This window comes from Bacteroides sp. AF25-5LB, from assembly GCF_003602965.1.
Classification (GTDB): domain Bacteria; phylum Bacteroidota; class Bacteroidia; order Bacteroidales; family Bacteroidaceae; genus Bacteroides; species Bacteroides uniformis.
Genome location: NZ_QTMC01000007.1, coordinates 147646 through 161095 on the forward strand (window position 1 = coordinate 147646; position 13450 = coordinate 161095).

At 38.3% G+C, this 13450-nt stretch carries 13 protein-coding genes; 9 read left to right on the forward strand and 4 right to left on the reverse strand.

Going from position 1 to position 13450, the window contains the following annotated elements; genetic code table 11:
* Nucleotides 1-64: 64 nt before the first annotated feature.
* Both pdxH and DWY57_RS10135 read right to left on the reverse strand, forming a co-directional pair.
* The gene (gene pdxH / locus DWY57_RS10130) at nt 65-709 is read right to left on the reverse strand and encodes a pyridoxamine 5'-phosphate oxidase (protein ID WP_119961687.1); all 645 of its coding nucleotides are present in this window, start codon (nt 707-709) and stop codon (nt 65-67) included.
* A gap of 212 nt (nt 710-921) precedes the next feature.
* On the reverse strand, nt 922-1608 hold the full coding sequence (locus tag DWY57_RS10135; protein WP_117966565.1) for an energy transducer TonB: 687 nt from the start codon (nt 1606-1608) through the stop codon (nt 922-924).
* Nucleotides 1609-2045: 437 nt separating this feature from the next.
* Between DWY57_RS10135 and DWY57_RS10140 the strand changes: the two genes are divergently transcribed.
* The 3 genes from DWY57_RS10140 to DWY57_RS10150 all read left to right on the forward strand — a co-directional run bounded on the left by DWY57_RS10140 (nt 2046) and on the right by DWY57_RS10150 (nt 4472).
* Nucleotides 2046-2894, forward strand: a complete 849-nt coding sequence (locus DWY57_RS10140) for a mechanosensitive ion channel domain-containing protein (protein WP_117601494.1) — start codon at nt 2046-2048, stop codon at nt 2892-2894.
* A gap of 313 nt (nt 2895-3207) precedes the next feature.
* The gene (locus DWY57_RS10145) at nt 3208-3846 is read left to right on the forward strand and encodes a porin family protein (RefSeq protein WP_117601499.1); all 639 of its coding nucleotides are present in this window, start codon (nt 3208-3210) and stop codon (nt 3844-3846) included.
* 110 nt (nt 3847-3956) lie between these two features.
* Entirely contained in the window at nt 3957-4472 is a 516-nt protein-coding gene (locus tag DWY57_RS10150; RefSeq protein WP_117601495.1) for a porin family protein, read from the forward strand.
* Between the two features lie 107 nt (nt 4473-4579).
* On the opposite strand, the gene DWY57_RS10155 is transcribed toward DWY57_RS10150, so the two are convergent.
* Both DWY57_RS10155 and DWY57_RS10160 read right to left on the reverse strand, forming a co-directional pair.
* Nucleotides 4580-5107 carry a hypothetical protein gene (locus DWY57_RS10155; RefSeq protein ID WP_117601496.1) on the reverse strand — a complete coding sequence of 176 codons (528 nt, stop codon included), beginning with the start codon at nt 5105-5107 and terminating at the stop codon, nt 4580-4582.
* Nucleotides 5104-5355: a YtxH domain-containing protein gene (locus tag DWY57_RS10160; protein WP_117601500.1), complete on the reverse strand. Its 252-nt coding sequence runs from the start codon at nt 5353-5355 to the stop codon at nt 5104-5106. Before DWY57_RS10160 ends, DWY57_RS10155 begins: the two co-directional genes overlap by 4 nt.
* A 1053-nt stretch (nt 5356-6408) precedes the next feature.
* On the opposite strand from DWY57_RS10160, the gene DWY57_RS10165 reads away from it, so the two are divergent.
* The 6 genes from DWY57_RS10165 (at nt 6409) to DWY57_RS10185 (ending at nt 13061) form a co-directional block, all read left to right on the forward strand.
* A complete protein-coding gene (locus DWY57_RS10165; RefSeq protein WP_117601497.1) occupies nt 6409-9366 on the forward strand; it encodes an AsmA-like C-terminal region-containing protein in 2958 nt (985 codons plus the stop codon).
* Nucleotides 9367-9389: 23 nt separating this feature from the next.
* Nucleotides 9390-9527: a hypothetical protein gene (locus DWY57_RS20885; protein ID WP_158562861.1), complete on the forward strand. Its 138-nt coding sequence runs from the start codon at nt 9390-9392 to the stop codon at nt 9525-9527.
* A gap of 665 nt (nt 9528-10192) precedes the next feature.
* Nucleotides 10193-10519: a hypothetical protein gene (locus DWY57_RS10170; protein ID WP_117600670.1), complete on the forward strand. Its 327-nt coding sequence runs from the start codon at nt 10193-10195 to the stop codon at nt 10517-10519.
* A gap of 634 nt (nt 10520-11153) precedes the next feature.
* Entirely contained in the window at nt 11154-11435 is a 282-nt protein-coding gene (locus DWY57_RS10175; protein WP_117966556.1) for a hypothetical protein, read from the forward strand.
* A gap of 1181 nt (nt 11436-12616) precedes the next feature.
* On the forward strand, nt 12617-12799 hold the full coding sequence (locus DWY57_RS10180; RefSeq protein ID WP_117600658.1) for a hypothetical protein: 183 nt from the start codon (nt 12617-12619) through the stop codon (nt 12797-12799).
* Between the two features lie 19 nt (nt 12800-12818).
* Nucleotides 12819-13061 (forward strand): hypothetical protein, encoded by a 243-nt coding sequence (locus DWY57_RS10185; RefSeq protein WP_117600657.1) that lies wholly within the window; start codon nt 12819-12821, stop codon nt 13059-13061.
* Nucleotides 13062-13450: the final 389 nt, after the last annotated feature.

Below are 13450 nucleotides of genomic sequence, written 5' to 3' on the forward strand. Positions count from 1 at the left end.
TTTCTGCGGCTTTGTTCCTCCTTTTAAGATTTATTTGTGATGAGAAGTGTTTCCCTGTCCGTATTTAGGGAGCCAGCCTCTCCTTTTTCCAGCTGCCATCCGCTTGTTGGGAATAGAGGAAACGGTCGTGTAGCCTGCTTTCCCGTCCTTGCCAGAATTCAAAACGGAAAGGGGTGACGGCAAAACCTCCCCAGTTGTCGGGACGTTTGATACTTTGCCCTATCCATGTTGCCGCTTCGCGGACGAACGCGCGCATTATCTCCATACGGCTGCCGATGACGTGACTTTGGGGTGAAATCCTCGCCCCGATTTTACTTTTGTAAGGCCTGCTTGCAAAATAGGCGTCAGAATCGGCAGGAGCGCATCTTTCAGCTTTTCCTTCAATGTGTATTTGCCTTTCCAGTTTGTGCCATACGAAAGATAAGGATATATACGGATTTGCAGTCAGTTGCCGGCCTTTCCTGCTTTCGTAGTTGGTGAAGAAGATGAACCGGCCATTTTCCACCCCTTTCAGCAACACTGTGCGTGTAGAGGGATGCCCGTCTGTCGAGGCTGTAGCTACCGTCATGGCGGTGGGCTTGTACTCATCACTATGGATAGCATCGTTCAGCCAATGGTCGAATTGCTCAAGGGGATTGTCGTTGAGGTTACCCGGCGTCAGTCTGCCTTTCTTATATTCTCTTCTGATGTCAAAGAGTTGTGATTTCATTATCGTGTGGTTTTATCAAGAATGATGTTTTTCTATGTAACAGTCTGAGAGGGCTGAATGTTTTTGTTTCTCTGCGGAAAGAAAATATGGAAGAAGGAAATGGTTGTGTTGATACTTAAAAAAATGGCATCCCGATTGTGGTGGCTATCGGGATGCCGGATATTGGAGATTACTTTATGGAGACAAGTGGGAAGTGGACACTGGCATGTCTGCTATTGTAATTTAAACATTACGGGAACTGTGAATTTACAACGGACCGGTTTGCCTCGTTGCTCACCGGGTTTCCATTTGGGCATGGTGGAAATCACACGGATAGCTTCTTTATCCAGGTAGGGATCTACGCCTCTTACTACTTTTACATCTACGATGCTGCCGTCTTTGTTGACAACGAATTGTACTATTACGCGCCCTTGGGTTCCGGTTTCTTGTGCAATAGTCGGGTATTTTATGCTCTTACCCAGATATTGCATCAGACTCATGCCATTATAAGAAAACTCAGGATTCTTCTCTACAACTTCAAAAATCTCGTCCTCTACCGGAATCTCTTCATCTACGGTTGGAGATATGGGTTTGATGATTACAGCTTCACCGATTTCTTCGGAAGAGGCAATGGCTGTTTCTTTCACATTGTCATTATCATCCACAATTGTCAATACCTCGGCAATTGCAGGAGCTTGAGGGGGTGGCGGAGCTGCTAATTCGGGTTGCTCCGTGATAGGAATTTCAATTTCCTGCTCAAATACGTTCTCGGTAATAGCACCGCTCATGTCAATCCTAACATCACGCTTCGACCATTCAAATGCAACGAACATGAAGACCAGCACAATTACATAACCTACAAGTAGCCAATTTGACTTCTTGTTTTCCAGGCTTGCTTTGGATGTTTTCTTGATTTCCATAATTTATAAGATTATTACTGTATAATGGTTGTCGCGAAACTAATATTATACAGATGTGATTAGTAAAATCATAAAACATGCGTGCCCACTTGTTTCTGCATTAAAGATAAGAAAATGAATGTTATGTTGTTGTTTGATATATGGTTATATATAGTTTTTTAAATTTGCTTTGATAATTTTTCCGCTTATGAATTAAATAGTGTTGAGGTGCAAAAAAGCGCTTCCAATGTTCGCTTATGGAGAAAGGCTTCACACAAAAACAAATTGTATTTATAGTATTGAAATGCGGTTATAGCTTTTGTATCAATTCTTTAGTATGTTGGTTGGAATCAGATGCTGGCAATAAATATAGATTATATATGATAGCCATTTGAATTTGACTATCTTTGTACGCTGAATTTAACCCTATTTTATAATCTTATTTTATTTATACGGAAATGATTTTGTTTTTATTGAACACGTCTGCCGCTGGAGGTAAACTTGAACAGGCATTGGAAAAATTGGTGGATTTTGGTATGGATGCCGGTAAGGATATATTAATCGCTATTTTAATCTATGTAATCGGGCGTTTCATCATCAAACAGATAAGTGCATTAGTAGCTAGGATACTTGAAAAACGGAAGATTGAAACCAGTGTACAGACCTTTTTGAAGAGTCTGATAAAGATACTGCTGAACATGATTCTTGCTTTTGCCATAATCGGCAAACTCGGTGTGGAGACCACCAGTTTTGCGGCGTTACTCGCATCTGCCGGTGTAGCTGTGGGTATGGCGCTGTCCGGTAATCTCTCAAATTTTGCCGGTGGACTGATTATACTTATTTTCAAACCGTTTAAAGTAGGTGACTACATAGACGGTCCGGGAGTAAGTGGTACGATAAAGGAAATACAGATATTTCACACTATACTTTCCACTCTTGATAACCGCATGATTTATGTACCTAATGGAAGTCTCAGTGGTAATGCCGTCACTAATTACAGTAAGCAGGACAAGCGTCGTGTTGAATGGGTATTCGGTGTTGAATACGGTGAGGATGTAAAGAGAGTCAGAGCCGTTTTACAGCGCATAATCAATGCAGACAGCCGTATATTGGATACACCGGCTCCCCTTATTGTCTTAGGTTCATTGAGTGCAAGCAGCATCGATATTACAGTCCGTGTCTGGGTAAAAAGTGTGGACTACTGGAATGTGCTGTATGATATCAATGAAATAGTTTATACTACATTTAATGAAGAAGGAATAGGATTTCCCTTCCCGCAGCTCACTCTACATCACGCAAAAGATTGAGCTTATTATCTATAACAGTTTCCATTTATCAAGAATTTGAAGCTTTATGTTTGCTCTGAAAAGTATGCTATACTGTTCATTAATTCCGAAAAAGAAATCATAAACTCCTTTTGTTTGCTTTTAAACATTATCGGTTGCTAATTTATTGAAGCTTTATATATAGATTTGCAAGTATTTCTTAATTAGGATATGATATAAAAAGATTATTTTAACTGTTTCAGCTTTTATAGCTGTTAGTGGTGTTTATGACAAAAAAGCGGTAGAAGGTTTTGACAAGAATAACAACCTAATATTTTTTTAATTTGTAATTATGATGAAAAAAAGTTTCTTGACTGTTCTATTTGCGCTGTTCTGCACGATGGGATTTGCGCAATTGTCTTTCAATGTAAAGGCCGGTCTTAATCTCAGCAGTTACATCGGTGAAAACTCTGACCATTCCAAATTTAAACCAGGAGCACGCATTGGAGTGGGAATGGAATACCAATTCAGCGACCTTGTTTCCTTACAGCCCTCGCTATTCTTCTCACAGAAAGGTGCGAAATATTCAAGTGGATATAGCGGTAGCGTCGTAGATGCGGATGCAGATGTGAAGATCAACCAGCTTTATTTGGAATTGCCCATCAATGTACAATTCCGTTTCAATATTGCAGACAATACTAACCTGGTCATTGCGACAGGGCCGTATCTTGCCTGTGGGGTAGGTGGTAAAGCCAAGTTCGATGGCAAGGCATCTGTTGGAGGTATCAATATCAATGGAGATGAGAAAGTCGATACATTCAGTGATGACGGCTTGAATTACAATAGGTTCGATGCCGGTTGGAACATCGGTCTTGGGGTAGAGTTTGGCCGAATTCTTGTGGGGGTTGACACACAGCTTGGCTTCTGCAAGATTATGGATGGGGATGCTCCGCACAATGCGAATATCGGTATTACTCTGGGGTATAAATTTTAAATAGTTCCCTTACGATCCCTTGATTGAGTATATTTTTATTAATAGTTTAACTTTTTTATTGTAGACAATCTATAAATTATTTTATCTGTTTTAAAATAAAACGGTGTAGTATGAAAAAATTATTCATTTTATTAGGAACTCTTTTTTTGTTGTCAGTAGGTGCTTATGCGCAGAAAGGGAAACAAGCCATAGGTTTCGGTCTTGGTTATGGTACAGAAATTGAAAGTATCGGATTGGGAATCAAGTATCAGTATAATATAACCAATCCTATGCGTATCGAGCCCTCTCTTAATTATTTTTTTGAAAATGACAATGTAAGCATGCTGGATGTGAACGTGAATTTTCATTATCTGTGTCCGGTAGCTAGCAATGTCAAGCTTTATCCACTGTTTGGGTTGACTTTGTCCAACTGGATGTTTGATATGTATGATGTTGACTGGGATGGGGATCATGTTCATGTGGATGGCGATGGGAATCATAATGAATGTCGTTTCGGTGTAAACTTGGGAGTTGGAGCCGAATTTGCATTGAGCCGTAATTGGGCCATGAATCTTGAATTTAAGTACCAGTTGGTCAGTGATTTTGATCAGGGTGTCATCAACATCGGGGCTGCGTACAGATTTTGAAGAAAATATCGGAACAGAAATCTCATTGATATAAAAGAGGGGATAGGCATAGTTTAATGCTTATCCCCTCTTTTTTAGTGTTTCAATGCTTGGATTTCAAAGCCAAATCAATCGTCATCATCATCATCATCGTCATCATCATCGTAATATCGATAGTGCTTCTTGTGGTGTCTCTTCGGTTTTTTATATTTGTGTTTCTTATGGTGAAATTTATCATGGCGCTCACAGTATGAATTATAGTATTCATGCCAGCAGTCACTATGGTGATGGACTCTGTCATAGAAAGGGGTATAATATACACTTCCCGGATTTATGCCAATCTCCACAAGAATACGGTTCCATCCGTAACGTTGATACCGGTTGTAATAATCGCATACATCATGCATCTTTTTTCCGGAAGTTCTGGCTACCTCAAGTGCAATCCCCACATTTCCCCAGTCTTTTCCACAGCGTTTGTAGTAATCGTCCAAGGAACGGCTTGAAATGTTGTATTCCAGACATAGCCGTTTCTTATAATCAGAAAGCTCCACGGCTGCGTAGCGGTTGGCTCTGCCAATAAAGATGGAAATACCATCCTGGGCAGACAAGGTGCAGGCTAATAGGAGGAAAAGCAGTAGTAAATTAATTTTTTTCATAATGTTTCTAAGTTAAATGGGTTCTTGTCTTTTGCTTTTTCAATTTCATCTCCAGCTTCATTCAGAGCCTTCTTTACATCATCTGTCCTTTCTTCAATCTGTTTCTGTGTCTTTTCAAGGTTTTCTTCGACGGATTCCTTTACATTTTCCAGATGCTCTTTAACTTTGTCTTTAGCCTTTTTCTCTCTGCATGATGCAAAGACAAGCGTAGCTGTACATGCCAACATGACAAATAATAACTTTTTCATATCCTTATATTTAGTGATACTATATAATTGGTTAAAATCCAAATGTAGAAATAAATATTGTTTTTAGCAAATTAGGGAAAAGCTTTTGAACATAATGTTGGGGTAAAATATCTTGTTTGTTAATGCATCCTATACTGGAAGTCTTTTCAAATCATCGGATGAATTAGAGATAAACTTGACTTTGAAATGTTGTTTGTGAATATATACAAAAAAGGCTATCTATCCCAGACAGCCAATCTTAGTTTAACCTTATATCTAATACTATGAAAAACACATTGCAAATGTACGGATTTGCAAGGACTGTGCAAATTTTCAACCTTTTCATTGCCATCTTATAACAAGGTTTAGCTGGTAAATATATTCGTTAACGATTTAATAGTGCAAATGTTAAATTTAAGCTCCAGATACGTTAAGGTATTGCTTTCTCAATTGCGGCACTGTAGAGCGATTCTGCAATATTGTGGAATATTCCGCACAATTCCACACTGGAGTAAAAAATTAAATTGTTTTATGTTGTTGAAAATGAGAATAACGTCGATGCGCTGATATTTTGGCATCAATTTTGTACTATGATTTATGTCCTAAAATTTATCAGTAACTTATAGTTGTTATGGTTAGACAATAGGTATTAGTTGCATTAAGGTTTAAAGCTATTTTGTTCATATTGATTTTCATTCGGAAACTCTCTTTGTTTAGTATTGCATCCCGGTCTGTGAAGCATCGGGATGTTTTTCATTTTGGAGGATTACAGTTTTCGACTGAATGCTGCAATCTTGTATAGTTAGTCAATACTGCTTTCATTATTCTTTGGGGGAATAATGAAAGCAGGCTTAGTCTATGAGGATTGGATACACTTTATTTAAAGGCTTTATATTTCTAATGAGGCAAGATATAAAAAATCAATCTGTGTTTATCTACTCTGAGAAGTATGCAGTACTGTTCATTAATTCCGAAAAAAAAATCATAAACTCTTTTTATTTGCTTTTAGACATTGTCGGCTGCTGATTTATCGATGCTTTATATGTAGATTTGCAAGTGTCTTTTTATCAAGATATGGAAAAACAAACTAGAAAAATTTTAAAAATATCCGGCATTATATCAGGAGGGCTGATTATAGCCGCCTTTATAGTAATTGCAATTGCTCTGAATTTTGTGTTTACTTCTGAAAAGTTAACTCCGGTGGTATTGAAAACTGCCAATCAGAATTTGAATGCAAAATTGGATATAAAAGATGTAGAACTTACTTTCTTTTCCACCTTTCCACGGCTCGGATTGAAACTGAAAGACGGAACATTGGTTTCAAAGGTTATCCGTGACACCATGTGGCAAAGGACTGACACATTATTGTCTTTCAAGAAAGCCGTATTGGTAATTGATGTAATGGATTATTTGCAACAGCAAAAGGTAAATATCCATCAGCTTGCCTTAGACAGTGCCAATATCTATGCATACAAGGACGGGACTGGAGCTGCAAATTGGGACATTTTGTTCCCCGACACGACAAATATAGCTTCATCATCAACAGATACGGCCAGGCATGTGAATGAACTTAATGTCGAACAGGTTGCCATAAAACATGCTACGGTAACCATGGATGACCGAGACACACATATCTTTGCCAATCTATGGGACATGAATCTGGACTTGAAGGCAAACATGAAAAAGGAACATTCTGTATTGGCTTTGGATTTCAAGAACAAGAATGTCCTTTTCTGGCAAAATGGGCAACTGATAACTAATCGTGTCGGCATTCATCTGAGGACTGACATTGAACTGGATGCCGTTCATCGCACTCTCCTTCTGCGTGACGCTCTAATCAATATAAACGGTACTAAATTAGGGGTAAAGGGAACATTGCGTCATGATGCAATAGCCCAAACCCTTGATTTAGACCTGCAATATGGGTTGCACGCTCCTTCGTTGGAAACCGTATTGCACATGATTCCAGAAAGTATTCTGCAAAAGAAAGAGGTATCTGTCAAAGGAGAGGTTGCTTTCAAAGGAGAGCTGAAAGGAACCTATGGAAAACAAAAATTACCATTGGCCACATTGGACATCAAAATTAAGGATGCCTCTGCCCGGTATGCCGGATTGCCTTATGGCATAGACAAATTAGAAGCCGATTTTTTTGCTCAAATAGATCTGATGCACGATAGCCCCTCCTATCTGAATCTGAAGGCATTCCATTTTAAAGGGGCAAATACCAGCATACAGGCTGATATGAAAGTAGAGAATCTGTTGGCTGATCCCGATATCACTTTCCATGCTGAATCAACCATAGACCTGAATGCGCTGAAGCATGCTTTTCCATTACAAGAAAGCATCAGTATGGAAGGGGAAATGGAAACCGATTTGGGAGTACGCTGCCGTATGTCCTCTATAAAGAAGCGGGATTGGGGACGTATCACGGCTGAAGGAAAACTCAAGACTGATAAATTCATGCTACGTGATACTCAGAGGAATTTTGAGTTCATAAGTAACGCATCTTTGGCCTTTGCCGGCAATGAATGGTTAGGGGGGCATGCCCAAATCAAGGATATGATTCTCCGTTCTCCTCAATTAGACTCTGATATGAAAAGTCTTGTGGCTACCGTCAGGACCATTCCTTCCAAAGACACAACCCGAATGGCTCAGGTAGAATGTAAAATGGAAATGCACAAGCTAAAAGTTGCTTTAGGGGATTCTCTTGGTTTGTTTTGCGGAAAATCCTCTGCTACATTGAAAGTACAGCCGGGGGAACATAATCCAAGCAAGCCCCAAATAGAACTTGTTATGGAGACAGACACCTTGTTTTGTCGCATGGGAGGAGTCAAAGCTGGAATGAACAAAGCAGGTATAGGAATCACCGCAGAAAAAATACGTGATTCATTGTGGATGCCCGATGGCATCGTGGGGTTTAATCATATGGCTGTCTGTATTCCGGAATGTGCACTTCCCATACATATGCAAAAAACCGCTGTAACAGTGGGAAACCGTACTGTCACCTTACGTAACGCTACCATGCGTATAGGTAGATCTGACATTACGGCAAGTGGGGTAATCCATGATTTGTATGGAGCTGCGAAACATCACAAAGTTTTACGTGCCAAGCTGAATGTTTCGTCGGAGCATTTAGACTGCAACCAGCTGATACATTCAATATCCTTTCCCTCGGATACAATTATGGCAGAAACAGATACAATTTCTACGAATCTCAAATTGTTTGTCATACCACCGAAGTTAGACTTTGAATTGCAAACCCATTTCCGACAAGTATTTTATGAAAAAGTGATCTTCAATGATGTCCACGGGGCCGTAGATATTCGTAACCAATCTGTGTACCTGAAGGAGCTTAGCATGAAGGGTATGGGTTCGGAAATGAACACTACGCTTGTTTATCAGGCAAAACGTCCGGAACAAGGATTTGCGGGTTTTGATTTCCGCTTGCATAACATTAACATAGGAAAGTTGGTCGACCTTGCACCCTCTTTGGATACAATCGTGCCCATGTTACGTTCATTCGAAGGAACTGTGGATTTCAATATGGCGGCAGCTGCGGCATTAGATTCCAACCTTAACATCAAGATACCGACCTTGCGCTCGGCCATTCATGTAAAAGGGGACAGTCTTGTACTGATGGACGGTGAGACTTTCGCTGAAATCTCAAAGAAATTCTTTTTCAAGAACAAAAAGAAGAATTTAATCGATAGTATTTCAGCAAATATTAGTATCAGAGACGGTAAAGTGACAATCTATCCTTTTGAAGTTTCGATGGACCGTTACAAAGCGGCGGTAGGGGGTACGCAAGGATTGGATATGAACTTTGACTATCATATTTCCATCTTGAAATCACCGGTACCGTTCAAATTAGGTTTGAACATATCGGGGACTTTGGACGACATGAAATTCAAGTTGGGCAAAGCCAGATACAAGGACGCTGTTACACCGGCAGAAATACATAAGGTGGATAGTGCTATAGTAAACATGGGACGACAAATTGAAATTGATTTCAAGAAAATAATGAAAAGATAACATAGACAAATTATCAAGTGGATATGGCGGTAATATCATTGATGTGGATGGCGAGGAGTTCAAGGCGGGAGTGCAACATGTTCATTCAGAAGTGGGTTTCAGAGAAGAAATGGCGATTTGTGAAACAGCTTGAACGGCTTCGTAAGGCGCAGGATGAATAATTGATGTTGAAAAAACTAATCTGGATTTAAAAATGGAGTTGGAGCTGAAACAGTGAGAGAAGAAGAAGCGTAGTGACAAAGAATCGCAAGATGGGTAATGATACGTGGAAAGGGATTGAAAAAAACACCTTCCTCTTGCGCTCAAAAGGAAGGTGGCCTTAAACGAAACATACAAAGCTTAAAAAAATGCGTTTTTTTGAAACTGCTACAGATAAAGGTGCTTTGATATGAAATTTTAGGCTAAAGTAGCTCTCTTTTTTCTTTTTCTCAAATATAGGCATAGAAAAATTGTTTTAATGTCCGTTTTATGTATCTTATTGTCTCTTTTTTGTAATTTTGTTCAGTCTTATGGAGGGAATAAGGCATAAGAAAGTTCCTTTTCCTTAGTCCAGACTTTCCCAAGTACGGACTTTATTGTTATCCAAGGTTTATGTAACTTTTAATGTCATCTCTCATTTCAGGAAATTAAAGCTATTCTACTGTGGTATTATTCCCCTTATGTGGTATTCTGTTCTACACATTTCTACACATGATAATTCCTTGCTTCTTTATTAAAACCCTATTTAATAGGTTATTATATTCTCATTTCTGTTTTGGCATTTGTTTTGTTCTATAATTACTGTAATGAAAGGCATAAAATTAATATCCATTTAAAAATTACGATTATGAAAAAAGTATTAGTAGCATTAGCAGTGGTTGTGGGATTAGGTAGTTCAGTAGCATTCGCTCACGTTACATCAGAAGTACAGTCTGTAATTCAGGCTTTGCAAGATCCCCAAGATGAATTTACAAAAATCGAAGTGAAAGATCTTCCCCAGGCTGTAGTAAACACATTGGCAAAGGACTATGAGAGGGCTACAATAAAAGAAGTGTTTGTTGCAGAGAAAGAAATCGGCAAGGTTTATAAAGTCGTATTGGTTCTTACTAAAGATGACCAGTCCGCTGAAGAGGTAACGGTTCTTCTGAACGAAAAAGGTGAATCTGTTGAATGACAATTTTCTTTTTCCCTATTGGGGAAAATTACATAATTGATGGAAATGAATGTCAATAAGTAATTGATATGAAAAATCGGTACCATTCATAAGATTGTGTAAATGATAACTCGGATATAAGATATCCGAGTTGTTTTTTACCTTTATAATTGAAAAAACGATGGATACTGGGTTAAAGAACACAAAGCTGTTTCTGCAGAACTATTGAGTAAAGAGTTTTAAGCCAGTTTAAGACTGAGTAGGAAGGCAGGCTATTGTCATAAATATTTGCAAGTCAGATATGTTAGAGAAGATGTTTGAGGGAAAGTTGGATGCTTATCTTGGTTACTTTCAGCCATTATTGTGTGCTTTAATTGATTGTATATATTGAAAGGAACATGCTGGACCTCAGCTTTTGTGTGGCTGAGGTTTTGTCGGAGATAAGAGAGCGTTGTTAAACGTGCGATAGTAGATATATGTTTTACTGATGATTAGTGGATATTTGTTGACTGTTTATGGAAAAGGCGACTGAATAGTCACTCTTTGGGTTTATAATTGTAATAATAGTTTGTTTCTTATTTGTCAGATATTTCTGTTATAGAGGGGTGTCTTATATAAATAATGTTTATATTTGTATTCTAATCTCTATTATGTTATGAATGACAAACAACGACTTCTAATTGATTGTATTTCCCTTCTTCCCGTTATAGGCATTCTGGTTTTGATAACTGTTGCCAATGACCAGTTTGTTACTATGGTTGCTGCCTATGTGCTTTGCGGAGAACTCTTATGTGTATTGGTTAGCAGGATATTAAATTTGTATTATATTGATGTGGCTTTTGTTTGGTTGGGTGGAGTTATGCTTTGGTTGTGGTATTGGTTCTGGTTGGAGTCAAGCCATGTAGTGATGGAAATTGTGGAAAAGACAGTTGGATGAATTGCTTCTTTTCATTGAAAAATCCCCGTAGCTTTCTGCATGTATTTGTTTATAATTTCTTTGGTTTACAGTGGGATAGAGAGTGCGGTTTTACTTTCACCGCTTTTGTTTCAAAGAAACAAATCTCATACAAGACATGCTGAGAAATAGAAAGTCAATGGCTTGTTTGAATTCTCTTGTAACCCGTCCAAGCCGTCACGGATAGAACGGGTAAAATACTTTTTGTCAATGCTGTCCGTTCATGGGGCAGACAACATAAAACCTAAACACTTAACTGGAATAATTGGCGGCATTACCCACCAAAAGCATCCGACCCTCACAGGCTGAGAATACTTTCATTATTCCAAAGAATAAAATAGTATTATATCGGCTAACTATACAAAGTTATAGTATTTAGTCGAAAACCGCAATCCTCCAAGGTAAAAACATCCCGATACTTCACAGACCGGGATGCAATACTAAACAAAGAGAGTTTCCGAATGAAAATCAATATGAACAAAATAGCTTTAAACCTTAATGCAACTAATACCTATTGTCTAACCATAACAACTATAAGTTACTGATAAATTTTAGGACATAAACCATAGTACAAAATTGATGCCAAAATGGCAATGTAACAATGTTGCATTCATTTTCAGCAATATAAAGCAAACTCTTTTTTACTTCCTTGTGGAATATCGTGGCGCATTCCACAGTATTGTAGAATAACTCCACAGTTTTAAGTAAGAGCTACTGACTCCCATTCGCTCCAAGTAAACGCACGAAAGTTCTTATACCTCCGTTTCCTCCCATTGTACTCATAATTTGAGTTATCCAAGCAGGGGAATAACCGGTTGTCGCTATGAAGCTATATCCATTTGGAATTGGGCATTTAACAAGTTTATGACAAATGCGGTATTTTTTTATTGTATAGTGTGCCTCGGCTTATGTCGAGGCTTTTTGTTTCATAATGAAAGCCTTCTCTTCTTTAGATTGAGGAGGGAAGGCTTTATACAGCTAAACAAGAATCATAAGCCTCACGGCTTCATGTGTACAAATATAATGCCTGCTTTTATCTTTTTAAAGGATGAGTGTTCTGAATTTATAGTCAAGTCCTCTGTTTTTTTACTATGGAAATCACACTGATATTTTTTTATATTCCGAATCTCCTTACCTTTGTGTAATTATATCTGCTTATTTCAATGAAAACTGAATTGATAGAGAATATAGCTTTTACAAAGGAAGACTATATTCAAAAGACAACGAATGAGAGCATGCCTTCCTTTGATGAGCTCTTGGATACCATAGTCGCATTTGTGGAGGAGAACGGCGGTAGTCTGGAGGATGCCGTTGATATGGCGAACGATACGTATTTTCAATTATAAATGATTAGATAAAGCAATTATGGCAGAAGAGAGTAAATATGCATACGACGAGGAATCCGTCAAGGTAATAATTGAATGGGCACAAACAGCCCAATTACCCAAAAAGGTGATGCTAAGTGAGGCGGAACATATCTTTGACACCTCTCTGTATGTTAATGCGAATATCTGCGATATTAAGCAACATTATCCGGATGCATTCTATAATCCGGCCATTGATAGATTGTGTCGGTTGAAGGAAATAATAGAAGGAGCGGCTAAATAGTCGCTCTTTTCATATCTTAAGTATAATAAAAGTCATCCTCTCTTTTCGCTAAAAGAGAGGATGATACAAACAAAACAAACATTTTTTGTGTCTTCACAGACACAAAAGAATAAAAATGTAAAATGTTCAGGAGAACATTTATATATGCAAAAGTATGACATGTTTTTTTATAAAACAGGACAAAATATATAAAAGTCTACAAATAATATTTAAGGAAGGTAGAGCTGTGCATAGATTTTATTGCTTTTGAATAAATTATACAATTTATCAGCCTGATGTGCTACATTGAGAGATGGCCATTATGGATAACTGGGAGCTGATATTGGGTAATTGATATAAAAATCCCAGGTACGCTCGAATGGTCTAATTCCACTTCTGCAAATCGCCCT

Bases quoted from the DNA above. Each gene is read 5' to 3' on its own strand.
- DWY57_RS10160 (WP_117601500.1), bottom strand. From the start codon at position 5,355: ATGAAAAAGTTATTATTTGTCATGTTGGCATGTACAGCTACGCTTGTC.
- DWY57_RS20885 (WP_158562861.1), top strand. From the start codon at position 9,390: ATGGCGGTAATATCATTGATGTGGATGGCGAGGAGTTCAAGGCGGGAG.
- DWY57_RS10170 (WP_117600670.1), top strand. From the start codon at position 10,193: ATGAAAAAAGTATTAGTAGCATTAGCAGTGGTTGTGGGATTAGGTAGT.
- DWY57_RS10140 (WP_117601494.1), top strand. From the start codon at position 2,046: ATGATTTTGTTTTTATTGAACACGTCTGCCGCTGGAGGTAAACTTGAA.
- DWY57_RS10175 (WP_117966556.1), top strand. From the start codon at position 11,154: ATGAATGACAAACAACGACTTCTAATTGATTGTATTTCCCTTCTTCCC.
- DWY57_RS10185 (WP_117600657.1), top strand. From the start codon at position 12,819: ATGGCAGAAGAGAGTAAATATGCATACGACGAGGAATCCGTCAAGGTA.
- DWY57_RS10135 (WP_117966565.1), bottom strand. From the start codon at position 1,608: ATGGAAATCAAGAAAACATCCAAAGCAAGCCTGGAAAACAAGAAGTCA.
- DWY57_RS10155 (WP_117601496.1), bottom strand. From the start codon at position 5,107: ATGAAAAAAATTAATTTACTACTGCTTTTCCTCCTATTAGCCTGCACC.
- DWY57_RS10180 (WP_117600658.1), top strand. From the start codon at position 12,617: ATGAAAACTGAATTGATAGAGAATATAGCTTTTACAAAGGAAGACTAT.
- DWY57_RS10145 (WP_117601499.1), top strand. From the start codon at position 3,208: ATGAAAAAAAGTTTCTTGACTGTTCTATTTGCGCTGTTCTGCACGATG.
- DWY57_RS10165 (WP_117601497.1), top strand. From the start codon at position 6,409: ATGGAAAAACAAACTAGAAAAATTTTAAAAATATCCGGCATTATATCA.
- pdxH (WP_119961687.1), bottom strand. From the start codon at position 709: ATGAAATCACAACTCTTTGACATCAGAAGAGAATATAAGAAAGGCAGA.
- DWY57_RS10150 (WP_117601495.1), top strand. From the start codon at position 3,957: ATGAAAAAATTATTCATTTTATTAGGAACTCTTTTTTTGTTGTCAGTA.